This is a genomic window from Kitasatospora sp. NPDC057940, assembly GCF_042887425.1.
Taxonomy (GTDB): domain Bacteria; phylum Actinomycetota; class Actinomycetes; order Streptomycetales; family Streptomycetaceae; genus Kitasatospora.
The window spans coordinates 1-23,183 of record NZ_JBHVPH010000013.1; the positions used below are offsets into that span (position 1 = coordinate 1).

Sequence of the window (23,183 nt, forward strand, 5' to 3'; positions counted from 1 at the left end):
TGCGCCCCGGACTGGCGGCGGGAGACCTTGTCCTGGGTCAGATCGAGCGCGGTCGCGAGTTCCCGCTGACTCTCCCCCGTGCGCTGCCTGATCGCCGCGATGGTCAGCCGCAACGTTTCCAACGTACTGAGCGCCATACAGGCACCCTATCCACTACTGATGGGAAATTCACATCAAGCATGGGTGGAATCGCTGCTTTGAGTGACGGGGTGAGCAGCGTGTTGACGTCCGGGCCCGGCGCGGCGGAGGCGGCCGGGACGGGTTCACCCTGACGGTACCGCGGAGCGCCCTCGCTCTGGGGCCCGGGTCCGACCTGCGAGCGCTGGTCGACGCGGCGGCCGCCGGGGTCCGCTCGGTACCGGGGTCCGCTCGGTAGTGGACCTACGATTGGCCGCCGAGAGGAGAGCCCGGCCACCGTCGAGATACTCGAACGCCCTCGGCCCGCGGGTCGTCGCAGGAGGCCGACAGTCGACCCTCACCGAACGTCAGGTCCAGGCCTGCGAGCCGGACCGGCTCGCAGGACCGCACCGTCGGGATCATGCACGCCATACGACCTGGCCCGGTCACCACGATGACCGGACCAGGCTCCTTCACGGCCCTGCTCGGCGCCCCCGGGCGGTGGGCCGGGCGCGCCCCGCAGCGGCCCGGGACGGGCAGGGCGGACGGTATGGGCGGGCTGGTCGGTCTGCGGGCCGGGCGGGTCGGCGACGGCCCCGGCAGGGAGTTGCAGAACGAACTGGACGGGCGCCATGACGCCCCTCTTCGGGAGAGATGTCTTCCTTGACCTCTTCGAGGTGCACGGATCACGCACTGCGCCCTGCCACCGACCGGACGGTTCCGTGGCTTTGGTCAGCGTCGTGGACTGCAGTCCGGGCAGGTGTTGTCGTCGTTGAACTCAAAGTGCACGTCGCTCGGCTGTAGATGGTTAGACCTGCAGGCAGTGCACAAGTCCCCGCCGCAGTTTCCGCAGCCTACGTAGCGGCCGCCGGCGTACTCGTAACGCCGCTTCTCAATCCATGGGGCGTCGCATGCCATGGCGGGTTTCCCTTCGGCGGGATCATCTTCTTTCATCTCGGGCCAACGAGTGCACCCACGCGATGGTTACAGGAGGCGGGACGTGCGGCCGCTGAGGATATTTTCATGGCCGGAGACCAGCAGTTCCCTCGGAGGCTGGGACCGGGGCCGGGAGTTGGCGACGCGCTCGTTCTCCCGGGCCCGGTGCAGGGCCTGCTGGATGGTCTCCAGGGTCGTCCCGGCCGCCCGGCGGCGGACCTGGCTGCGGACGTCGCCGAGCGGCCCGCGCTCCTGCTCGTCGTTCTCGTCCGGTGTGTTGCGTGGGCATTAGCCGGGGGTTGGCGGGATTCGTCATCGTGGGTTGGGTGGGGGCGTCGGTTCGGGTCTGCCGGAATCGTTGGGGTGTGGCGGCGGGGAGACGTCGGGGGTGGGGCGTGCTGGCGTGGGTCTCGGAATTGTCCGCGTCGGTGGGAGGGGCAGCCTGTATCGGCACGAACTGGGGTGTGGGTGGTGGTCGGTGGTCTCGGGTTGGTTTCTGCTGCTGTGCCTGTGTCGTGGGTGGAAAGTTCGTAGGTGAAACGTGATAAAAGCGGCGGGATCAAGCTCTGTCATGAACGCGATCACGCCGTTTTCCGTGCGGCGGGCTGACGTGCGCCGTATGGGGGTGAAGATCAAACCGGGGGCCGCGGCATTGCCGTGGAGATACGGCCGCGACGGCCGCGGAAGCCGGTGCCCGGACGGGTGACGCACGGCCCGGGGCGGCGTCGCGGGATGAACAGGACGAAGGGGAAGGGGCGCGAATGCTCTTGGAGCGCGACGAGGTGTTGGACGCGGCCGCGGTGGCCGGGGCGGCCGCGCGGGCGGGCAGCGGGCGCGCGGTCCTGCTCTCGGCGCCGGTGGCCGGCATGGGGCGCAGCGCCGCGTTGGAGGCGGTGGTGCGACAGGAGGCGGACGGCGGTGCCATGCGGGTGGGGCGGGTGCGGGGTGTGCCGGAGGAGGCGGGGTTCGCGTTCGGGCTCGTGCGGCAGCTCTTCGCGGACGACGGGGCCGTTCCGTTCTCGGTGCCGGCCGGGGCGCGCGAGCAGCGGTTGTTCCACCGGTGGGTGATGCGGCTGGCCCGCTGGGCGGCCGAGCGGCCGGTGCTGCTCGCGGTGGACGACCTCCATCACGCCGACGAGCCGTCCCGGCGTTGGATCGGCTACCTGGCCCGGCGCATCGCCGGGATTCCCGTCCTGTTGGTGGTCACCGAGTGCGGCGACCCGTCCGGTCCGGGGCCCTTTCCTTCTCCTGCGGGTGTGTCGGTCGTTCTGCGTGCTCTGAGTGTGTCCGCAGTCGTGCGTATCGCCCGGGGTGCCGGCCTGGGCCGGGAGGACGTCGTGACGTGTGTCGGGGCGGGGGCCGGGAACCCGGCGCTGGTGCGGGCGCTGGTCGCCGATCTCGGTGACGGGCCGCTGCCCCGCCCGCCGTCCGCGCGCTCGCGCAGTCGTTATCGCGACGCGATCGCCGGCTGGCTGGGGCGGGGGGTCGATCCGTGTCTGCGTCAGGCCTGTCTGGCTCTCGCCGTCGCGGCGGAGGAAGGGGTGGCCGGCGACCCCGGGCTTCGCCGTCAGCTCGCCGGTCTCTGCTCGTCCAGGCGGTCGCCGGACGAGCGGTCGGTGCGCCGTCTGGACCGGCTGCTGAGCCACCCCCTGGCGCGGGAGGCCGTGCTCGCCGCCGCCGAGCCGCGGGAGATCGCGGCGCTGCACACGCGCGTCGCGGAGTTGCTGGACGAGAGCGGTGCGCCGGCGACCGCCGTGGCCTCCCGGCTGCTGCGCGTGGAGCGGCCCGGCGAGGTGTGGATGGTCCGCTCGCTGGCCGAGGCCGCCGAGGAGGCGGTGCGTGCCGGGCGGGTCGCGGAGTCCGCCGCGTATCTGCGTCACGCCCTGAGCGGGCCGCTCGATCCGGACCGGCGTGCGGCCCTCAGCATGCGCCTGGGCGCGCTGGAGCTCGCGGACAACGCGACCGCCGGTATCCGCAGGCTCCACACCGGGGTGGAGCTGCACAGTGATCTGCGGGAGCGGGCGAGGGCGGCGACCGCCCTGAGCGCGGCCCTCGTGGCGGGCCGCGATCCCGACACCGCGCTGCGGGTCCTCCACCAGGCCGGTCGCGGCGCCGATGACGGCGAACTCGTCCAGGTGCTGCAGGCCCTGGCCGCGCTCGTCTCCTCGCACGACAACGACGCCTGGCGCGGCGCCGTCGCCGGCCTGCGCGCGCTCGCCCCGACCGCGCCGCCCGCCATCGAGCCGCTGGTGTGCGGTCTGATCACCGAGTACGAGGCCGGGGCCGGCCTCTGCTCGGCCGCCGAGGCGCTCGCCCGGGTGCGCCCGCGGCTGGCCCGGCCGGTGGACCCGCGCCTGCGGACCGCCTGGCTCGGCAGCGCGGCCACCCTGCTGCAGTGGGCGGACTGCCTGGAGGAGGCGCGCGAGCTGGCCGGCCTGTGCCTGCCCGTCCCGCCCGTTCCCCCGGATCTGACGGACGTGGGCCTGCAGTGCCTGCTCAGCGTCCGGGCCGAGGCGGCGCTGTGGGCGGGAGAGTTCGAGCGCGTCGTCGCCGAGAACGCCCCCTTGGTGGAGGCGACCGCCGGGCAGGGCGTGCGGCTGCCGCACCTGGCGGCCATGGTGGCGACCGCGCGGCACGAGAGCGGTCGGCGCGCCGGGGCGTGGGAGGCCGTGGCGCTGGCCGGAGCGTGCGGCGGCGACAGTTCCTGGGAGTGGAACGAGCTCGGCTACGCACGGGCCCTGCTGCACGCTGCGGACGGCCGCTGGCAGGCGGCCCTCGACGACTACCTGCTCTGCGGAGCCGGCCAGAGCGCCCACGGCTTCGTCAGCCCGGTCGCCACCCCGTGGCGTTCCGGGGCGGCACTGGCCCTGGTACGGCTCGGGCGGCGGGAGGAGGCCCGCGAGCTCGCCGAGGAGGAACTGCGCCACGCCCGGACGTGGGGCACCGCGCGTACCGTGGGCCGGGCGCTGCGGGCGTACGCCGCGGCCGTGGGCGGCAGGCTGGCCCTGTGTTCGCTGGCCGAGGGCGCCGAACTGCTCAGGGCGGGTTGCGCGCCGGTGGAACTCGCGGAGACCCTGGTCGATCTCGGCCGGGCCCACATCGGGGCGGGCAACGGCCGCAAGGGCCGGGACACGCTGCGCGAGGCGCACGCGGTGGCCCTGCGGCTGGCCGTACCCGCTGCGCAGGCCGGGCAGGCGCCCGCCGCCGGTCGCCTCCTCGACCTGACGGCGGGGGCGCTGCGCGAGGGCGGGGTGCGCAACAGGAACGGCGGGCACGCGCTGACGCCTGCCGAACGGCGCGTGGCCAAGCTGGCGGCGGCGGGGCACACCAACGCCCAGATCTCCTCCGCGCTGTGTCTCACCCGCCGCACCGTGGAGACCCATCTCACCAACGCCTACCGGAAGTTGCGGATCGCCCGGCGTACCCAGCTCGTGGCGGTCCTGGAACGGTAGGGACAGCAGGCAGGGGCGGCAGGGCCAGCAGGGGTGGTAGGCAAGGGCGGTAGGGGGCGCGGGCCGGCGGGCGGCGGCAGCAGGGCCGCGAGCAGGGCAGGCCGCGGTGGGCCGGGGCTGAGCGCCCCGCCCGGGTCACGCAGGGACGTGACCCGGGCGGGGGCGTTGGTTCGGTCCGGCGTGATCAGGACTTCGACAGGTTGAAGGAGATCGCGGCGTTGTCGCCGCTGCCGCCCTGCCAGGTGCACTTGTACCCGGACGGGGCGGAGCAGCTGTAGCCGTTGCTGCCGGTGTAGGGGTTGTTCCAGTACACCCTGACCTTGTTGCTCTCCCCGGACACGTCGAAGGTGACCTCGCCCTCCGTGCCGGTCATGAAGCCGTCCGACTCGCTCGCCCACTTCGCGGTGACACCGGGCTGGACCATGGAGGGGGGCAGCATGTTGTCGGACCAGATGCCCCAGCGCAGGCTGGAGCCGGAACGGACGAGCAGCTTGCCCGAGTTGTTGGTCAGGTTGATGCTCGTGCTGCGGGCGGCGGTGACGCCGGGCACCACGGCGTCGGCGGTGTCGGCCCCGGCCGAGCGGGACGCCGGCCAGACGTCGAACTTGACGCCGGCGTTGTTCCCGCTGCCGCCGCTCTTGTAGCAGGCGTACCCGGCCGGGACGGAGCAGCTGTAGCCGTTGCTGCCGACGTAGGGGTTGTTCCAGTAGATCTTGATCTCGCCGCCGGCGAAGCCGTAGGTGATGTTCCCCTCCGTCCCGGTGCCGGCCCCGCAGGACTCGCTCGCGAAGCTGGGCTCCTTGCCGGTGGGGATGTAGTCGGGCGGCAGCATGTTGTTCGTCCAGCAGCCGTGGTCGAGCTTCTCCCACGTCTTGGTCAGGCCGTACGCGGTGTGGTTGGACAGGGTGACCTGCGTGGAGCGGGCCGCGGTGATCCCCGCCAGGCCGTCCGCGGTCGCCTGCGGGCCGCCGTGTCCGGTCGCGGCCTGCGCGGCCGGGGCGAGGGTGAGGGCTCCGGCCGCCATCAGCACGGCGGTCAGAGCGCCTGCGGCCGTGCGGGACAGGCCGGTCCTGGGGGTCGTGCGTCGCATGGGTCCACCAATCTCTCTTCGGGGCTGGACGGGCGGGCGCCGGGTCGCGCCCGCCGTGTTCTCATCCGGGGGCGCCGCGGCTCGGTGCCGGCGCCGGGGGGGCTCACTGGATGTAGAGCTCCCACCTCTTCGCGCCGTCGACGATGACCTCTTCGATCAGCTGGGCGACGGCGCTCCCGAGGCCGTACAGCACGTAGTACGCCGCCTGCGCCTCGACGAACGAGTCGTACCGGCCGGCCCAGCGCCAGATCGCGGACGCCGACGCGCTGTCCTGGACGGCGGGCGTCGCCGAGACGTGTGCGCGGGCGGGGGAGGCTACGGCGGCGGACGCCTGGGCGGTGCCGCCGACCAGGACCGCGGCGGCGATCGCGGCGCAGAGCGAAGCCGAACGAATTTGCCTGTGCATGACAAATATCCCTTCTGGGCGTTCCACGTGAACGGCCGGCCACCTGCGGCGGATCGGCCCCGCCCCGACCCGGCTGCGGGATGCGGTGGCAGTCACAGGCTGACACGCCACCGGCACGCTCGGGCATCGTGGAAAACCGTGAACTTGGCGCGGTCTACGTACCGGGGCCCTGCGGACGGGACGGGGCGGGGGCTGAACGGAGGGGCGGGGTGGGGGTGGGGGCCGGTCACATCATGGTGGTGGCCGGCCAGGTGGTGGCCGCCGCGGCGGTGAGGAGTGCGGCGTTGAGCGCGATACGGCGGTCTCCGCCGGTCAGGTGTACGGCGATCGCGCCGGTCTGCAGGAGTACGAACCCGGTGGCCGCGGCCGCGGCCAGGCCCGGTGCGACGCCGGCCGCCGGCGGCAGCAGCAGGCCGGCGGCGCCCAGGAGTTCGACCGCTCCCAGCGTCCTGACCGCGGGCAGCGGCACGCGGTCCACCCAGGCCATCATCGGGCGCAGCCGGTCGCGGTCGCGGGTCGCCTTGAGTGCGCCGGCGTAGAGGTAGAAGGCGGCGAGCGGTGTGGCGAGGAGCCAGTAGGCGATGGTCATGACGTCCTTTCACGGTCATCGTCGGCGGCGGGCTCGGTGGCGTAGCGGCTCATCGTGCGCAGGCCGGCCTCGGGGGTCGGCGGCGTGCCGGCGGCGGCTGCGTCCCGCAGGTCCCGGAAGTACTGCAGGTACAGGTCGGGGGTGAAGACGCTGAGCATGACGGCGCTGTGGTCGCTCACGTTGGCGAAGGTGTGCGGGGCGCCGGGCGGGACCATCACGAACGTGCCCGCGCCCGCGTCGTGGTGCTGGTCGCCGACGGTGAAGCGCACCGTGCCGGAGATGACGTAGAAGGCTTCGTCGTGGCGGGCGTGGCGGTGCTGCGGCGGTCCGGGGGTGTGCGGGGCGAGGAGGGACTCGGTCATCGCCAGGCGGTGCCCGGTGTGGCTGCCGTCCTCCAGGACGCGCATGCGCGTGGTGCCCAGGACGATCGTCTCGCCGTCGCCGGGGGCGAGTACCGAGACGGTGGGGCCGGCCTGCGGTTCGCTGGTCTTCGCTGTGTCGGTCATGGTCCGAGTCCACCGCCGGGGCCGGGCCGGTGTCCAAGACCTGTTGCGCCACGCCGATACCCGGGGGGTATCGTCGCAGCGTGGAGCTACGTACCCTGCGCTACTTCGTGGCGGTCGCCGAGGAACTCCACTTCGGCCGGGCCGCGACCCGCCTGCACATGAGCCAGCCGCCGCTGAGCCGGGCGATCAAGCGGTTGGAGGAGGAGAGCGGCGCCCTGCTGTTCACCCGCTCCCCCGCCGGCGTCGCCCTCACCCCGGCGGGGGCCGTGCTGCTGGAGGAGGCGCGGGACCTGCTCGGGCGGGCCGAGCGCCTGCGGGCGCGCGTGGCCGCGGCGGCCGGCGCCGCGACCCTGACCGTCGGCATCCTGGGCGACGGCACCGACCCCGGCATCACCAGGCTGGCGGCCGCCTTCCGCCGCAGCCACCCCGGCGTCGAGATCCGCGTGCGCGACACCGACCTGACCGACCCGACCTGCGGGCTGCGCGCCGCGCTGGTCGACGTCGCGCTGACCCGCGCGCCGTTCGACGCCACCGCCCTGGCGGTGCGCGTGCTGCGCACCGACCCGGTCGGCGCGGTCCTGCGCGCCGACGACCCGCTGGCCCGGCGCGGCCGCCTGGAACTGGCCGACCTGGCCGACCGCCGCTGGTTCCAGTTCCCCCCGGGAACCGACCCCCTGTGGCAGTCGTACTGGAATGGCGGCGCCCCGCGCGAGGGCCCCGTGGTGCGCGGTGTCCAGGAGTGCCTCCAGGCCGTGCTCTGGAACAGCACCGTCGGACTGGCCCCGCTCGGACACGACCTGCCCGAGAACCTGGCCGTGGTGCCGCTGGCCGACATGGCGCCCAGCCCGGTGGTCGCGGCGTGGAACGAGGGCGACACCAACCCGCTGGTCCGCTCGTTCGCCGAGATCGCGACGGCCGCGTACCGACAGGGGTGAGCACCACCGGGTGTGAGCAACGCCAGGCGGGAGCACCGCCAGGGGTGAGCACCTCCAGGTGTGGGGGGGCGGCGACCTGCGGGAAGGTGGCGTCCGTCGAAAAAAGCGGCCCGGATCCGCCCGCCGTGTCGATCCGCGGCCGCGCCGTTCGACCTGGGATGGAGAGGGCCCGAAGACGGCCCCCGAGCAAGGAGTGACGATGTCGAAGTACATGCTGATCATGCGGGGCACCGACGAGAGCGTCGCCAAGATGATGGAGACGCCCTTCGAGGAGATGCTCGAGACGGTGGGCCGCTTCAACGAGGAACTGATCCGGGCGGGCGTGCTCGTTGCCGCCGAGGGACTGGACGACCCCTCCCAGGGCGTGGTGGTCGACTTCGGCGGACAGACCCCGGTGGTCACCGACGGCCCGTACGGCGAGACGAAGGAGCTGTTCGGCGGCTTCTACGTGATCGACGTCGCGTCGAAGGAGGAGGCCGTCGAGTGGGCCAAGCGGCTCCCGGCCGTCACCGGCTCGAAGGTCGAGATCCGCCGCGTGCCGGGCATCGAGGAGTTCCCGCAGGACAACGAGTGGATCGCCAAGGAGCGGGCCTGGCGCGAGCGGACCGGCCAGCACTGATGCCCACCACCCCCGGCGGCCCGCCGAGCACCGAATCGGCCCGGCGGGCCGCCGAGGCCCTCTGGCGGATCGAGTCCGCCCGGATCGTCGGCGCACTGGCCCGCTACACCGGGGACTTCGCGCTCGCCGAGGACGTCGCCCAGGAGGCCCTCGCCGAGGCACTCGTCAGCTGGGCGCGCGACGGCGTGCCCGCCAGCCCGGTGGGCTGGCTGCTGACGACCGCCCGGCGGCGGGCCGTCGACGCCTTCCGCCGCGCCTCGGCCCTCGACGAGCGCTACACCCTGCTCGCGGGCCGGCTCGCCGAGGGCCAGTTCAGCTCCGGCCCGGCGACCGCGTCCGACCCGCCGCACGAGCTCCCCTGGGACCCCGACCGGGTCGACGACGATGTCCTCGCGCTCATGTTCACCGCCTGCCACCCGGTGCTCTCCCCCGAGGCCCGGGTCGCGCTCACCCTGCGCGTGGTGGGCGGCCTGTCCAGCGAGGAGATCGCCCGGGCGTTCCTCGTGCCCACCGCGACCGTCCAGGCCCGGATCACCCGGGCGAAGAAGACGATCGCCGCCGCGCGCGTGCCGTTCGAACTGCCGCCGGCCCAGGAGCGGCGCGAACGGCTCGGCGCGGTTCTGAGCGTCCTGTACGTGATCTTCACTGAGGGCTCGACCGCGACCGCCGGCGACCACCTGCTGCGCCCCGACCTCGCCTACGAGGCACTCCGGCTGGCCCGGACGCTGGCCGCCCTGCTGCCCGCCGAACCGGAGGCGTGCGCACTGCTCGCGCTGTTCGAACTCACCGCCGCGCGTTTCCCGGCCCGCACCGGACCCGACGGGGAGGCGGTGCTCCTGGAGGACCAGGACCGGCGCCGGTGGGACCGCTCCGCGATCCACCGCGGCCTGGCCGCGCTCGGCCGGGCCACCGCCACCGGCCGGGGCCTGGGCCCCTACGGCCTCCAGGCCGCGATCGCCGCCTGCCACGCGGTGGCGCCCTCGGTGCCGGAGACCGACTGGGAACGCGTCGTGCTCCTCTACGAGGCACTCGGCCGCGTGGCCCCCTCCCCCGTCGTCGAACTCAACCGGGCCGTGGCCGTCGCCATGGCCGACGGACCCCAGCAGGCGCTGCACATGGTCGACGAGCTCGCCGCCTCCGGCCGGCTCTCGGGCTCGCACCTGCTCCCGGGCGTGCGCGGCGAACTGCTGACCCGGCTCGGCCGCACCGCCGAGGCCCGCGCCGAGTTGGAGCTCGCCGCCCGGCTGTGCCGCAACACCCGCGAGCGGGCGGTGCTGCTGCGCAAGGCGGCCGCGCTGCCGTGACACCGGGGTAGGGGCGGGGGTGACGGCTGCACGGGTGGTGGTTCCGCCGGCGGCGCCCCCTCGGTGTGGTGCCCGCGGGGCGGGAGGGAGCCCCGGACGAGTTCACGCAGTGGTCAATGACGGCTCTGCTGGTGATGGGTAGATTTGCAGGTCAGCGCGGGTTTCTCCTTGTCATGACTCGCCCGGCGGGTGCGGCGGAACCGTGCGGGTCCATTGCAACGGGGGACCGGGCGGACGGGTACTGTTCAGGCGACGGAAGGAGACGAGGACGGATGCCCGGAGCCAGGCTGACCCCGCAGGACCGCCACCGGATCGCCGCCGGACTGGCCGAAGGGCTGGGCTACGGCGAGATCGCCCGGCAGCTCGAACGGCCGACCTCGACCGTCACCCGCGAGATCGCCCGCAACGGCGGGCCCTCCGACTACCGGGCCGAACACGCCCAGCGCGCCACCGCGCAGCGCTCCCGCCGCAGCGGCACGACCGCCCGACGGACCGCCGCCGCCACACCGCCGGCCGAGGGCCGCGACCCGCAGGCCGTCCGCGAATTCGCCGACGAGCTGGCCGAGCTGCTGGTGCACAGCGGCCTGCCCAGGATGGCCGCCCGGGTCCTCGCCTGCCTGTACGTCACCGACGACGGCAGCCTCACCGCGGGCGAACTGGTGCAACGGCTGCAGGTCAGCCCGGCCGCCGTCTCCAAGGCCGTCGGCTACCTGGAAGGCCAGGCACTGATCCGCCGCGAACGCGGCGAACAGCAGCGCCGGGAGCAGTACGTCATCGACGACGACGTCTGGTACCGGGCACTGCTGGCCAGCGCCGAGCGGAACACGACGCTCGCCGGCATCGCCCGCCAGGGCGCCGAAACCCTCGGCCCCGGCACCCCGGCCGGCGCCCGGATGGACGACGCCGCGGCCCTCCTGGAGCGGATCGGCCAGGACATCGTGCGCTCCGTACGGCAGTGGCGCGAGGAGAGCCGGCCCGGATCACGGATCGGCTGATCCCGGGCACCCCCTGCCGGGCGGTCGGGTGAGATGCGCAATGGTCCGGGCGGGTGGGCTCCGCACCCGATCGGGTGCCGTATCCGCGGACCCGCGGCGGGCCTTCGACGAGGTGGCCGCGGCGGGCCGGCCGTCGGCCCCCGGGGCGTGCCGACGGCCGGGGCCGTCGGGGACGGGACGGACGGCGATGGCGGGCTCGCGCAAACGACCGGCGGCGGCGGCAAGCGGCTGAACCGGGCCTGTCCGGTGCCCCGTTCCTCCGTGAAAGGCAGCTCTGTCGTGCTGCCGTCACTGCCGATTTCCGTGGAGGACCGCAGTGCACCACCGTTCCCGTTCAGTGGCCAGGGTGCTCGGCTCGGGCGCCGCCTTGGGTCTGGCACTGGCGCTCACCGTGACCGCCTCCCCCGCCCTGGCCGCGCCACCGGGCCCGAGCGCCGAGTCCGATCCCGTCCCCGGCCTGGTGGCCGGGGAGGGCACCGGCGCCCCGCAGTTGGTGACCGGGCTGTCCGAGGCGGCGCCCGGCGCTCCGGTCGCGGCGGCCCGGGCCCATCTCGCGGCCCACGCGGACCGGTACCGGGTCGACCCGGGGCAGCTGGCCGAGCTCGCGGTCGAGCGCACGGCCGCCGACCGGCGCACCGTCAGGTTCCAGCAGTACCACGGCGGCATACCGGTGCTCGGCGGCCAGTACCTGGTCCGCCTCACCGGCGAGGGGGCCGGCCAGCGCGTCGAGTCGGTCGGCGGCAAGTACTTCACCGGGCTGACCGCGCCGACCGCCCCCGCCGTGCCGGACGCGGTGCTGCGCAAGCTGGCGCTCGGCTCGATCCAGGACCCGCGCGCCCGGGCCGGGGCCACCGCCGAGGACCGCGGCCTGGTCGTCCTGCCGGGCGGCACCGGCCGACTCGCCCGGCACTTCACCGTGCACACCGCCGACCAGGGGAACGGCGAGCCGCCGGTCCGCGAGGTCTACGCGGACGCCACGCTCGGCGTGGTCGCCCTCGCCCACGACGCCTCGGCCCCGTACCAGGTCGGCGGCGCCGACGACACAGCGGCCGGCGCCGCCCGCGGCACCGCCGCCGCCGAGCCCGCCACCGGGACCGCCCCCGACCTGCGCGGCCGTACCGTGCTGGTGAACATATCCCGCCAGCCGGACGGCAGTTACCAACTCGTCGACCTCACCCGGCCCGCCACCATCACCACCTACGACGCGACCGGACGGGACTACTACGAGGTCAGCGGCCGGCTGCCCGACGGCAGCCTGCCCGTCGCCTCCCCGGGCCCGGACTTCCCCGCCTCCACCGGCACCAGCGGCGCCACCGACGCCCACCTCAACGCCGCCGCCGTGTACGGCTTCTACCACGACCGGCTCGGCCGCGACGGCCTGGACGGCAAGGGCGGCCCGATCGTCTCCGTGGTGAACGTGAGCAGCCGCGGCAAGCCCTTCCCGAACGCCGCCTGGGACGGGCAGAAGATGATCTACGGCAACGGCAACGCCCGGTTCCTGCCGTTCTCCGCCGCCCTCGACGTGGCCGGGCACGAGATGACCCACGGCGTCATCTCGCACACCGCCAACCTGATCGGCGACGGCCAGTCCGGCGCGATGAACGAGGGGCTGGCCGACTACTTCGGCAACGCCATCGAGGTCACCGCCCGCGGCATGTCCATGGACGACCCGGCGGCCGCGCTGATGGGCGAGAACCTGTGCCGCACCGGCACCCCCCAGGACTGCGCGAACCGCCGCCTGGACGACCACCGCACCACCGTGGACGACTACCTCGGCGCCGGCCTCGACCTGGACAACGGCGGCGCGCACCTCAACTCCACCATCTTCAGCGGCGCGCTGTGGGACATCCGGCGCACCCTCGACCCGCTCACCGCCGACCGCCTCGTCTACCGGGCGATGGCCGAATACCTCACCCCGCTGGACGACTTCGTGGCCGGGCGCGACGCGGTGCTCGCCGCAGGGAAGTCGCTCAAGCTCGGCAAGGCCGAACTGCGCAAGGTGGCGGCCGCGTTCGACGCCCACGGGATCAAGGCCGGCTGGCAGAGCCGGCTCGGGACGGACACCCGCCCGCTGCTGCCCGGCACCTCCGCCCCGGTCGGACCGGCCGCGGGCGGAGGCCACTGGGTGATGGGCAACACCGACCCGAACGGCAAGGGCGCGACGGCCCTGTACACCGGCTCCACCACCTCCCCCGGCACCCCGATCCGGCTCAGCCCGGACGACGGGCGGATCCACGGCTGGGCCGCCACCGACGGCAAGTCCGCCGCCTGGCTGGCGATCGGCCCCGACGCCACCGGCACCTGGGCGACGGAGGTACTGACCAGCCCGCTGTCCGGCGGCCCGGTGCGCAGCGTGTTCCACTCCGCCGACCAGTCGCCCGGCAGCGTCCAGGTGTCCGGCGGGGACATCGCCTTCACGGTGACCGACAACGACACCGGCCGCACCCGGGTCCGCCTCTCCCACGACGGCGCCCCGCCCGTGGAACTCCCGCTGCCCGAGGGCCACAGCCTCACGTCCCTCGCGTTCAAGGACGGCCTGCTCGGCTGGATCGAGTCCTGGACGGTGGACGGGGCCGGCGTCCAGGCGCCGACGGTCTACTCGACCGCCACCGGCAAGGTCACCGCCCAGTACCCGGTGAGCACCCCGAACGGCACCGACCCGCCGTACCTCGCCTCCCCGCTGCTCGCGGGCGACCGGCTGCTCTGGCTGGCCGCCCCGGCCGACCGCACCCGCCCGACCGCCCTGCGCTCCGGCGCCCTGGACGGCTCCGGCGTGCGCGACCTGCTCTCCGCCGACTCGCCGTACACCCCGGCGGACATGGAGCTCACCGCCACCGACCGGGCCGTCACCTTCATGCACCGCAGCGCCCAGCCGAGCGGCGGCTGGTCGAACGCCGCCCTGCCCAAGCTGTACCAGCTGCCGGTCGGCGGCGGCACCCCCGTGCGGGTCTCCTGCAACCGGGGCAGCCAGTTCCACGCCGCCGCCGACCAGGGCACCCGGGTGGTCTGGCTGGACGCCACCGCCGGGCGCAACGACCTCGTGGTCCGCGACCGCCCGGCCGGCACCTGCTGATCCGAGCGCGGCTGCGTGGTTCGCCCCGGTGCCGGCGGGCACCGGGGTGGACGGCGGGGTGCCGGCGGGGTGGACGGCGGGGTGGACGGCGGGGTGGACGGCGGATCCGGGGTGGACGGCGGGCGCCTGCCAGCGCGCTGTGCGCGGTTTGCCAGCGGCGGGCCACAGGCTGGGGCCGTCCAGATCACCCGGCAAGCAGAGGGAACCGCATCCATGTCGTCAGCCACTCCCCCGCCTTCTTCCACTCCTTCTTCGGCAGCCTCTTCGCCGTCCCGCACGGGGTGGTCGCGCCGCCTGCGGCTGGCGCCGCTCGTGCTGACGGCGTCGGCCCTGGCCGTGGGGCTGGCCGCCGGACCGGCGCTCCCGGCCCCCCTGCCCGCCGCCGCGCCCGCCGCGACCCGGGGCGGGGCCGAGGCGCAGCGGGTCCAACTGGAGAAGCTGGCACGGCAGTTGGTGGCCGCCGGGGCGCCGGGGGTGGTGGTGCGGGTGGACGACGGCCGGGGCCGGCCCGTCGAGATCGCCGAGCAGGCCCCCTGGGCCGCGGCGGACCAGCGGCTCGCGGTGGGGGACGAGTTCCGGATGGGCTCCAACACCAAGACCATGATGGCCGTGATCGCCCTGCAGCTGGCCGCCGAGGGGCGGCTCGCGCTGACCGACCCGGTGGAGGCGTGGCTGCCGGGCCAGGTGCCCGGCGGCCGGGCGATCACGCTGCGGATGCTGCTGAACCACACCAGCGGCCTGCCCGACTACACCGAGGACCCCGCCGTCCTGCCGTCGATCCTCGGCAGGGACCCGCACCGGTGGACCTCCACCGAACTGCTCGCCGTGGGCGTCAAGCGCCCGGCGCTGTTCCCGCCGGGCACCCGGTGGTCCTACAGCAACACCGACTACGCGGCGGTCGGCGCCGTCCTGGAGCGGGTCACCGGGGCGAGCCTCGCCGACCTGGTCCGGGACCGGATCGCCCGGCCGCTGGACCTGAAGCACACCTACCTCGCCACGGACGGCAGCTGGCGCGGGCGCTACGTGCGCGGCTACGAGCCGGACGCCGCCCACATGCCGGCGCAGGTGCCCGCCGCGTTCCAGGACGTGGCCGGGGTGCACCGCGACGGCCGGGTGGACGTCTCCGGCAACGACCCGGGCTGGGGCGGGGCGGCCGGGGCCGTGGTGTCCACCGCCCAGGACTGGTCGCGCTTCTACAACGCGCTGATGTCCGGCGGGCTGCTGCCCGCGGCCCAGCTGGCGCAGCTGCGCACCACCGTGCCGGTGGACCCGCAGAACCCGGTGGACGGGCCCGGCTCCGGCCTGGGCATCGGGACGGTCCGCACCCCCTGCGGCACCGTCTGGGCCCACGACGGTGGGATCACCGGGTACTCCAGCACCAACCTCACCGACGGCACCGGCGGCCGTACGGCCACCGTCCTGATCTCGACCGAGTTCCTGTTCGAGTTCGGGGCCGACGCGAAGCTCGCCGCGGCCGGCCAGGCCCTGCAGAGTGCGGTGACCTGCGCCATGTTCGGCAAGCCGGCCCCGGCTCCGGCTCCGGCTCTGGCTACGGCTACGGCTACGGCTCGCTGACGGGGGCGGGTGCGGTGATGATCGCGGAGAGCAGGTCCCTGGCCTCGGTCCGCGTCATCGCCGCACCCGCGGCGTGCGCGGACGCGAACCCGGCGGCTCCCAGGTCGGCCGTGGCCCGCCCGGCGATCCTGCGCACGTCGGTGTCACCGAGGTCGTCCGAGCCCCGCAGCAGGTCGGCGGCGCCGAGCAGGTGCGCCGCCTCCCCCGGCCGGCCGCGGCACAGCTCGATGTCGGCGGCCGCCACGGCGATCCGGGCCGCGACCGCCGAGTTCCAGGTCAGCACCGCGTGCACCGCCGGGTCGTCGAGCCGGCGCACCGCCGCGCCGGGCAGGCCGTCCGCCGCGTCCAGCTGCGCGAGCACGCCCAGCAGCAGGGCGGTGAGGTGCGAGGGCACCGGCTGGCCTCCGGGGGCCTGGGCCAGGGCGGCCAGGGCGTGCGCGCGGGCCGGCTCCCGCCGCCCGGCCCGCCACTCCAGCTGGGCCAGGCCCAGGCACACCAGGGCCCGGGGCTCGGCCCATCCGGCCTGCGCCACCTGGTCGAGCAGGCCCGCCAGCTGCCGCCGCGCGCCGTCCGCGTCCCCGGCCTGGGCGCGCGTCAGGGCGGCCTGGACATCGCTGTCGACCGTGTCCTCCTGCATCCCGAGCTCCTGGAAGTAGCGGGTGGCCCGCTCGTTCATCGCCAGCGCGTCGGCCAGGTCGCCGGAGCGCCGCCGCAGCGAACCGAGGGTGCTCAGGGCGGACGCCATGCCCCACCGCTCGCCGAGCGCCTCGAAACCGGCCAGCGCGCGGACGAGGAAGCCCGTCGCCTCGGTGACGTCGCCGCTGTGCAGGGTCAGCAGGCCCCGCACGAGCAGGGTGAACGGGCCGCTGGAGGGGTCCTTGCGCCCGCCGTCCGGGAGGTCCGGGGGGCATGGGGGGCCCGGGGAATCCGCGGGGGCTGGAGGGTCAGGGGGGTCGGGCGTGTGCGGGGGCGGCTGCGGGTCGGCGATGGTCGCGGCCATCCGGGCCAGCTCCAGCAGGGGGTGGGCACCGGGGTCGACGCCCGCCATCGCCGCCTCGATCCGGCCGAAGGCGGCCGCCCTGTCCTCCGGCCGGCCGATGGACTCGGTGCCGACCTCGTACGTCGCGACCACCAGCGCGCGGGCCGCCGGATCGGCCGGCCCGGGGACCTCCAGCACCCGTTCCAGCAGGTCCAGCGACTCCGGCGGATAGCCCCGCATGGACCAGAACCAGCACAGCGCGGCGCCGAAGCGCACCGCCGTCGCGGCGTCCCCGCACTCCACCGCCCAGCGGATCGCCGCCAGCAGGTCGTCCCGCTCGGCCGACAGCCGGGCCAGCCAGCGCAGCTGGTCGCGGGTGCGCAGCCGCGGCTCCGCGGTCTCGGCCAGGGCGAGGAAGAACCCGCAGTGGCGTTCGCGGGCGGCGCCGTCCTCCCCGCGGCGGGTGAGCTGCTCCAGGCCGTACTCCCGGATGGTCTCCAGCATCCGGTAGCGGGGCTCGCCCGTGGCGGCGGCTCCGAGCGGGTGCAGCAGCGACTTGTCGACCAGCGCCGCCAGCAGTTCCCGGACGTCGCGGGCCGGGGCGTCGTGGTCGGGGTGCGGGGCGGCGAGCCCGCCGATCGCCTGCGCCGCGTCCTCGGTGAAGCCGGCGGGCGCCACCGACAGCCGTTCCAGCAGCGCCCGTTCGTCGGGGGCCAGCAGCTTCCAGCTCCAGGCCACCACGGCGCGCAGCGTCCGGTGGCGGGGCAGGGCGGTGCGGCTGCCCCGGGTGAGCAGCCGGAAGCGGTCGTCCAGCCGGGCGGCGACCACCTCGGCGGGCAGGGTGCGCAGCTGGGCGGCGGCCAGTTCGATCGCCAGGGGCAGGCCGTCCAGGCGGCGGCAGATCTCGACCGCCGCCGCCGGCGCGCCGTCCTCCTCGGCGAAGCCGGGGCACACGGCGGCGGCCCGGTCGTGGAAGAGCCGGACCGCCGCGCAGGCGCGGGCCTGTTCGGGTGTCGAGCCGGGTGCGGGCAGTTCCAGGGGGAGCACCGGGTGCAGGTTCTCGCCGTCGATGCGCAGCGGTTCCCGGCTGGTGGCCAGGACCCGCAGCCCGGGGCAGCGGCCGAGCAGGGTCTCGGCCAGCGCGGCCGCCGCGTCGATCACGTGTTCGCAGTTGTCCAGTACCAGGACCGGGTCGTCGTGTGTGAGCACCTCGGTCAGGCGGTCCAGGATCTCCTCGGGGGTGCCGGGGCGGCGGGCCGGGGCGGCGGCGTTCTCGGGCAGGTCGGCCTCGCGGGTGCGCAGGGCGTCGAGCACCGCGCGGGGCACGTCCGCCGGGCCGGCCGGGGCCAGGGCGACGAACCACACCCCGCCGGTCGGGGTGAGGCGGCGGCCGGCGGTGGTGGCCAGCCGGGTCTTGCCGGACCCGCCGGGTCCGACCAGGGTGACCAGGCGGGCTCGGCCGAGCAGCTCGGCCACCCGGCGGATGTCGTCCTCGCGGCCCACGAAGCTGGTCAGCGGGGCGTCCAGGTTGCCGGGCGGCCGTGCTCGGCGGGGTTCGGGCCGTTGGGGTGGCGGCTGTTGGGGTGGCGGCCGGTCGGCGGGCGCGCGGTGGTCGGGGGGCGGCCGGTGGTCGGGGGGTGCCGGGAGCTCGCCGCGCAGGACCGCGAGATGGGCCGCCTGCAGCTGCGGGCCGGGGTCGCTGCCGAAGGTGTCGGCCAGCCGGGCGCGCAGCCGCTGGTAGGCGGCCAGGGCCTCGGCGCCCCGGCCGGCGGCGGCCAGGGCCCGGATCAGCTGGGCGTGCAGCCGTTCGTGCAGCGGGTGCCGCGCGGTCAGCGATTCGAGTTCGGCGGTCAGCTCCGGTCCGGCGCCCAGCGCGAGGTCGGCCTCGATCCGGTCCTCCAGGGCGGCCAGCCGCGCCCGTTCCAGCCGCCGGGCCTCGGCGTCGGCGAACGGCGCCTCGCGCACGTCCGCCAGCGCGGGGCCGCGCCACAGGGCCAGGGCCTCCCGCAGGGCGGCGGCGGCCTCGGCCGGCCGGCCCTGCGCGTGCAAGTGCCTTCCGGAGCGGGCCAGTTGCTCGAACCGGGCGGTGTCCACCGCGGCGGCCTCGACGGCCAGCCGGTACCCGGCCGGTCCGAAGGTGAGCAGCGCGGGGTCGCCCAGGACGCCCCGCAGGCGGGACACCAGTGACTGCAGGGCGTTCGCCTGGTCGGCCGGTGGTGCCTCGGCCCACAGCGCGTCCGCCAGGGCCTGCGGCCGGACGGCGCGGCCGGCGTCCAGCGCGAGGCAGGCCAGCAGCGCCCGCAGCCGCGCGCCGCCGATCGGCAGCGGGCCCGCTCCGGCGTCCAGTACCAGGGGTCCGAGCAGGCCGACGCGCACCGGGTCACTATCGCAGCAGCACCGGTTCGATCGTCAAGTCGCCGGTCGGCGCTCGCCCGGCCGGGCCGTGGGCGGCGCCCGGGGCGGCGGCCCGTCGCGTCCTCGGGGCGGCGATGGGGGGCCCGGGTGAACCGGTAGCCCCGGACAGCCATCCCCGGTCGCGCTCCGCATACGAATGTGTGTGGATGGTGACAGGCCGCCATTTCGTGGCGGGCCGATCGACCATCACCACCCTTATCTGGAAGGGCTCTTCCCCCATGCGTACTGCGCGCCGCGTCCTGACCGTCTCCGCCCTCTGCCTCCCGATCGTTCTCGGCGGGGCGACCATCGCCTCCGCCGACACGCCCAACAACATCCCCTCCCTGAACTACGACCACGGGGCGTTCTCCGTCGGCCCGAACGGCAGTGCCCTGCACATCACCGACGTCCAGTTCGGTCCTGACGGTGCCTCGTTCCTCGACGCCGCCGTCGCGGTGGGCCCCAACGGTGTCGCCGGCTACGCCACCGAGACCGGCATCGGCCTCGCGGGCTGATCCCCGCCACTCGCCCATGCGGGTGCCCCGGGACGGTTCGTCCCGGGGCACCCGCACGCCCGGGGCCGGGCCGCGCCGGGCGCGCCATCGGACGCGCGGTGTTCAGGCGGCCCGGCGCGGGCTGACGAGCATGCGGATGTCGTCGGCCGCCCAGAGGACGAACCGTTCGGCCGGGACCACCCGGTGGCCCGGCACGGGCCGGAAGCGCAGGCGCTTGAGGAGGACGGCCAGCAGCAGTTCGCACTCGACCATGGCCAGGGCGGCGCCCTCGCAGCTGCGCGGGCCGAACCCGAAGGGGACCCAGGCCAGCCGCGCGCGTCCGGCCGCCTGCTCCGGGGTGAAGCGCTCGGGGCGGAACCGTTCGGGCTCGGGCCAGTGGTCGGGGTTCAGGTGGACGGCCCAGAACGGGTAGAAGACCACCGCCCCGGCGGGGACCTCGTACGCGCCGAGGGTGAGCGCCTCGGTGGTCTGGCGCGCGCCGTAGGGGCCGGGCGGGTAGAGGCGCATCGACTCCTGGAGGACCGTCCGCAGGTACGGCAGGCGCCGCAGGTCGGCGTACCCGGGGGCCGGGCGGTCGCCGAGCACGCGGTCCAGTTCCCCGGTGACGCGTGCGGCCGCCTCGGGGTGGCGGCCCAGCAGGTGCAGGGTCCAGGAGACGGCCACGCCGGTGGTGTGGTGGGCGGCGAGCATCGCCGCGAGGACGGTGTCGCGGATCCGGGCGGGGCGCTGGCCGGCCTCGACCAGTGCGCCGACCAGGTCGCTGCGGTCGGCGCGGGCGCCGTCGCGGCGGGCCGCGATCACCCGGTCGACCGTCGCGCGCAGGAGGGCGAGCGCCCGCGCGGTCCGCTCGGCGCGCTCCCGCGGATCGACGGCGCAGGGCACCTGGTAGAGCCGTTCCAGGTAGTCGGCGAGCACCTCCTCGAAGGCGGCGGCGACGGCGTCCGGGCCCTCCACCTCGCCGCCCAGGGCGTACCCGCAGATCATCCGCAGGGACAGGGCGGTCAGGTCCTGTTGCAGCGCGACGGCCTCGCCCCGCGCGCCCCGCGCGGCCCAGCGGTCCGCGAGGCCGGTCGCGAGGGCGGTGAAGCGGTCGAAGGCCTGCTCGTGGGAGGGGCGGCCGGCCAGGACCGAGAGCAGGGTGCGGCGCCACGGGGCGTGTTCGTCCGCCGGGAGCACCTGGAGGTTGCCGGCCTCGAACAGCGGGTCCAGGAAGGAGAACAGGCGCTCGGGGCGGCGGTCCAGGTGCGCGGTGGCCTCCAGCAGCACCGGGTCGGCGACCGAGACGGCCGTCTCGGCGCCGGGCAGCTGGAACCGCGCCACGGGGCCGTACTCGGCGTGCAGCCACAGCTGGTAGGTGTGCAGCCCGCCGGCCTGCGCGATGGCGCCGACCCCGCCGTCCGGCCGGGGGTCGGGACCGGGGATCTTCATCGGACCTCCTGGTGTCGCATGGCCGGAGCCGCCGCCCGGGCGGTGGACGCGGGCGGCGCAGCGCCGACGGCTGTGGGGACCAGGATCGCGTGGGAGCGCGTCCGCCGGCAGGTGGCGGCGCCGGGTCCGGCGGCGGGCGGCGGCGGCGGGCGGCGGCGGCGGGCGGCGGGCCGAGGTCCGGACAAAGTGGCCAGCGCTTGTCACCAATCGGCGTGCGCAACTATTGTTGTGTCAGACAAAGTGCACCTGCAATCACCCTGGGAGGCGTCCCCTCGCCTCTCGCGCCACCGGCCCCACCCGCCTCGCCCGCCTCGCCCCGCGACAGGAGTCCGCCCATGAGCACCACCCTCTTCACCCCCTACACCCTGAGGACCCTGACCATCCCCAACCGCGTCTGGATGGCGGCGATGTGCCAGTACAGCGCCGCTCCGGACGGCGACGCGGCCGGCGCCCCGACGGACTGGCACTTCGCCCACGTCGCGGCACGCGCCACCGGCGGCACGGGGATGATCGTCATGGAGGCCACCGCCGTCAGCCCCGAAGGCCGCATCACCCCCTACGACCTCGGGATCTGGAACGACACCCAGGTCGCGGCCTTCCGGCGGATCACCTCCTTCCTGACGGCACAGGGCACCGTGCCGGCGCTCCAGCTCGCCCACGCCGGCCGCAAGGCGTCCACCGAGCGCACCTGGATCGACCGCGGCCGCGCCCTCGCTCCGGACGAAGCCCACGGATGGACGCCGCTCGCCCCCAGCGCCCTCCCCTTCGCCCCCACCCACACCAGGCCCGACGAACTCACCGAGGAGCAGATCCGCGGGATCGTCCGGCAGTTCGCCGACGCCGCCCGGCGCGCGCTGGACGCCGGCTTCCGGGCCGTCGAGATCCACGGCGCCCACGGCTACCTGATCCACCAGTTCCTCTCCCCCCACAGCAACCACCGCACCGACGCCTACGGCGGCTCCTTCGAGGGCCGCATCCGCTTCGCCCTGGAGGTCGTCGACGCCGTCCGCTCGGCGTGGCCCGAGGACCTGCCCGTCCTCTTCCGCGTCTCCGCGACCGACTGGCTCACCGAGAACCCCCAGGACGGCCGCACCGGGTGGACCTCGGAGGACACCGTCCGCCTCGCCAAGGAACTCCTGGCCCACGGCGTGGACCTGATGGACGTCTCCACCGGAGGCCTCGTCCCCGACGCCACGATCGAGGCCGGACCCGACTACCAGGTGCCCTTCGCCGAGGCCGTGCGCAGCGGGGCCGGCATGCCCGTGGCGGCCGTGGGCCTGATCACCGACCCCGTCCAGGCCCAGGACATCCTCGCCGCCGGCAGGGCCGACGCCGTCCTGCTCGGCCGCGAGCTGCTGCGCGACCCGTACTGGGCGCGCCGCGCCGCCGCCGAACTCGGGGCCCGGGTCCCCGTCCCCGTGCAGTACCACCGCGCGTAGCGGCGCCCCGGTCCGGGCGGCGGGGCCCCGTGAAGGCCCGCCCGCCGCCCGCCGGTTCCGGACACCTGTGATCAACTCTTCGGGTACCGCGGCGGGGACCGCGGCACGCGACGAACCATCAAAGGGGGACGGTCACATGGTCGAACTGTCGGACGGTGCGATGACCTGGGTGGCGGCCGGGGACAGCATCACCCGGGCCGCCCTGCACACCCACGGCGCGCGCGGCTGGGTGGAGCACGTGCAGGAACGCCTCAGCTGGCAACTCGGCCGGCTGACGGACGTGGTGGTCAACACCGGCGTGTCCGGCTGGCGGGCCACCGACGTCCTCGGGGCGTACGACTTCGTCATCGGGCGGTTCGCGCCGGACGTGCTGTCGCTCTCGCTGGGGACCAACGACGCCCCCGCCGGGCTGGACGGGCTCGGGGAGTTCCGCGACGCCATGCGCGAGATCGTCGCCCGGTCCGCCGGCGCGCAGATCGTGCTGCACACGCCGCTGGTGGCCAGCCACGCCGGGCGCGCCGCCCGCCCCGAGCTGCCCGCGTACTGCCAGGCCGTGCGCGAACTCGCCGCGGAGACGGGCGCGTTGCTCGTCGACCACGAGGCGTACTGGCTCGCCGAGTTCCCCGACGGCGAGGCGATCCCGTGGCTGGACGACCCCACGCACCCCAACGGTGTCGGCCACCTGCACCTGGCCGACCACACGCTGCGCACACTGGGGCTGGGCGAGCTCACCGCCCTGTGAGCGGGGCGCGCTGGGCGCGCCGGCGGGGCGGTTGCCGCTGGTCCTGGGCTGATCGGCGGCTGGGCGGCGCCGGAAATTTTTGTCGGGTC

General features: G+C 75.3%; 16 protein-coding genes. 10 read left to right on the forward strand and 6 right to left on the reverse strand.

Annotated elements, in window-relative coordinates:
- Window positions 1-1,814 precede the first annotated feature (1,814 nt).
- Window positions 1,815-4,505, forward strand: coding sequence for a LuxR C-terminal-related transcriptional regulator (locus ACFVTF_RS20445; RefSeq protein WP_387815232.1), 2,691 nt, complete (start codon window positions 1,815-1,817; stop codon window positions 4,503-4,505).
- Between the two features lie 184 nt (window positions 4,506-4,689).
- Here ACFVTF_RS20445 and ACFVTF_RS20450 read toward each other — a convergent pair whose 3' ends face one another.
- The 4 genes from ACFVTF_RS20450 to ACFVTF_RS20465 form a co-directional block, all read right to left on the reverse strand.
- Complete coding sequence (locus ACFVTF_RS20450) at window positions 4,690-5,595, reverse strand: aegerolysin family protein (RefSeq protein WP_387815234.1); 906 nt, start codon at window positions 5,593-5,595, stop codon at window positions 4,690-4,692.
- A gap of 103 nt (window positions 5,596-5,698) precedes the next feature.
- Window positions 5,699-6,001, reverse strand: a complete 303-nt coding sequence (locus ACFVTF_RS20455) for a hypothetical protein (protein ID WP_387815236.1) — start codon at window positions 5,999-6,001, stop codon at window positions 5,699-5,701.
- Between the two features lie 226 nt (window positions 6,002-6,227).
- Entirely contained in the window at window positions 6,228-6,590 is a 363-nt protein-coding gene (locus ACFVTF_RS20460) for a DoxX family protein (RefSeq protein WP_387815238.1), read from the reverse strand.
- The gene (locus ACFVTF_RS20465) at window positions 6,587-7,096 is read right to left on the reverse strand and encodes a cupin domain-containing protein (protein ID WP_387815240.1); all 510 of its coding nucleotides are present in this window, start codon (window positions 7,094-7,096) and stop codon (window positions 6,587-6,589) included. Before ACFVTF_RS20465 ends, ACFVTF_RS20460 begins: the two co-directional genes overlap by 4 nt.
- 80 nt (window positions 7,097-7,176) lie before the next feature.
- Here ACFVTF_RS20465 and ACFVTF_RS20470 point away from each other — a divergent pair, with 80 nt between their 5' ends.
- From ACFVTF_RS20470 to ACFVTF_RS20495, 6 genes are all read left to right on the forward strand, one after another.
- Window positions 7,177-8,031, forward strand: coding sequence for a LysR family transcriptional regulator (locus ACFVTF_RS20470; RefSeq protein WP_387815242.1), 855 nt, complete (start codon window positions 7,177-7,179; stop codon window positions 8,029-8,031).
- Between the two features lie 199 nt (window positions 8,032-8,230).
- Window positions 8,231-8,650, forward strand: coding sequence for a YciI family protein (locus ACFVTF_RS20475; RefSeq protein ID WP_387815244.1), 420 nt, complete (start codon window positions 8,231-8,233; stop codon window positions 8,648-8,650).
- Complete coding sequence (locus ACFVTF_RS20480) at window positions 8,650-9,954, forward strand: RNA polymerase sigma factor (protein WP_387815246.1); 1,305 nt, start codon at window positions 8,650-8,652, stop codon at window positions 9,952-9,954. The genes ACFVTF_RS20475 and ACFVTF_RS20480 overlap by 1 nt, the downstream gene beginning before the upstream one ends.
- A gap of 272 nt (window positions 9,955-10,226) precedes the next feature.
- Complete coding sequence (locus ACFVTF_RS20485; RefSeq protein WP_371515188.1) at window positions 10,227-10,949, forward strand: MarR family transcriptional regulator; 723 nt, start codon at window positions 10,227-10,229, stop codon at window positions 10,947-10,949.
- A 316-nt stretch (window positions 10,950-11,265) separates the two neighbouring features.
- Entirely contained in the window at window positions 11,266-14,022 is a 2,757-nt protein-coding gene (locus ACFVTF_RS20490; RefSeq protein WP_387815248.1) for a M4 family metallopeptidase, read from the forward strand.
- A gap of 312 nt (window positions 14,023-14,334) precedes the next feature.
- Window positions 14,335-15,597, forward strand: a complete 1,263-nt coding sequence (locus tag ACFVTF_RS20495) for a serine hydrolase domain-containing protein (protein WP_387815250.1) — start codon at window positions 14,335-14,337, stop codon at window positions 15,595-15,597.
- Here ACFVTF_RS20495 and ACFVTF_RS20500 read toward each other — a convergent pair.
- Window positions 15,584-18,952, reverse strand: coding sequence for a BTAD domain-containing putative transcriptional regulator (locus ACFVTF_RS20500; RefSeq protein WP_387815252.1), 3,369 nt, complete (start codon window positions 18,950-18,952; stop codon window positions 15,584-15,586). The genes ACFVTF_RS20495 and ACFVTF_RS20500 overlap by 14 nt on opposite strands.
- 257 nt (window positions 18,953-19,209) lie before the next feature.
- On the opposite strand from ACFVTF_RS20500, the gene ACFVTF_RS20505 reads away from it, so the two are divergent.
- The gene (locus ACFVTF_RS20505) at window positions 19,210-19,485 is read left to right on the forward strand and encodes a hypothetical protein (RefSeq protein WP_387815254.1); all 276 of its coding nucleotides are present in this window, start codon (window positions 19,210-19,212) and stop codon (window positions 19,483-19,485) included.
- A 102-nt stretch (window positions 19,486-19,587) separates the two neighbouring features.
- Here the strand turns inward: ACFVTF_RS20505 and ACFVTF_RS20510 are convergent, their stop codons facing one another.
- Window positions 19,588-20,913: a cytochrome P450 gene (locus tag ACFVTF_RS20510; RefSeq protein WP_387815256.1), complete on the reverse strand. Its 1,326-nt coding sequence runs from the start codon at window positions 20,911-20,913 to the stop codon at window positions 19,588-19,590.
- Between the two features lie 335 nt (window positions 20,914-21,248).
- Here ACFVTF_RS20510 and ACFVTF_RS20515 point away from each other — a divergent pair, with 335 nt between their 5' ends.
- Both ACFVTF_RS20515 and ACFVTF_RS20520 read left to right on the forward strand, forming a co-directional pair.
- Window positions 21,249-22,352, forward strand: coding sequence for an NADH:flavin oxidoreductase/NADH oxidase (locus tag ACFVTF_RS20515; protein WP_387815258.1), 1,104 nt, complete (start codon window positions 21,249-21,251; stop codon window positions 22,350-22,352).
- A 136-nt stretch (window positions 22,353-22,488) separates the two neighbouring features.
- Window positions 22,489-23,094, forward strand: a complete 606-nt coding sequence (locus ACFVTF_RS20520) for an SGNH/GDSL hydrolase family protein (protein ID WP_387815260.1) — start codon at window positions 22,489-22,491, stop codon at window positions 23,092-23,094.
- Window positions 23,095-23,183 lie beyond the last annotated feature (89 nt).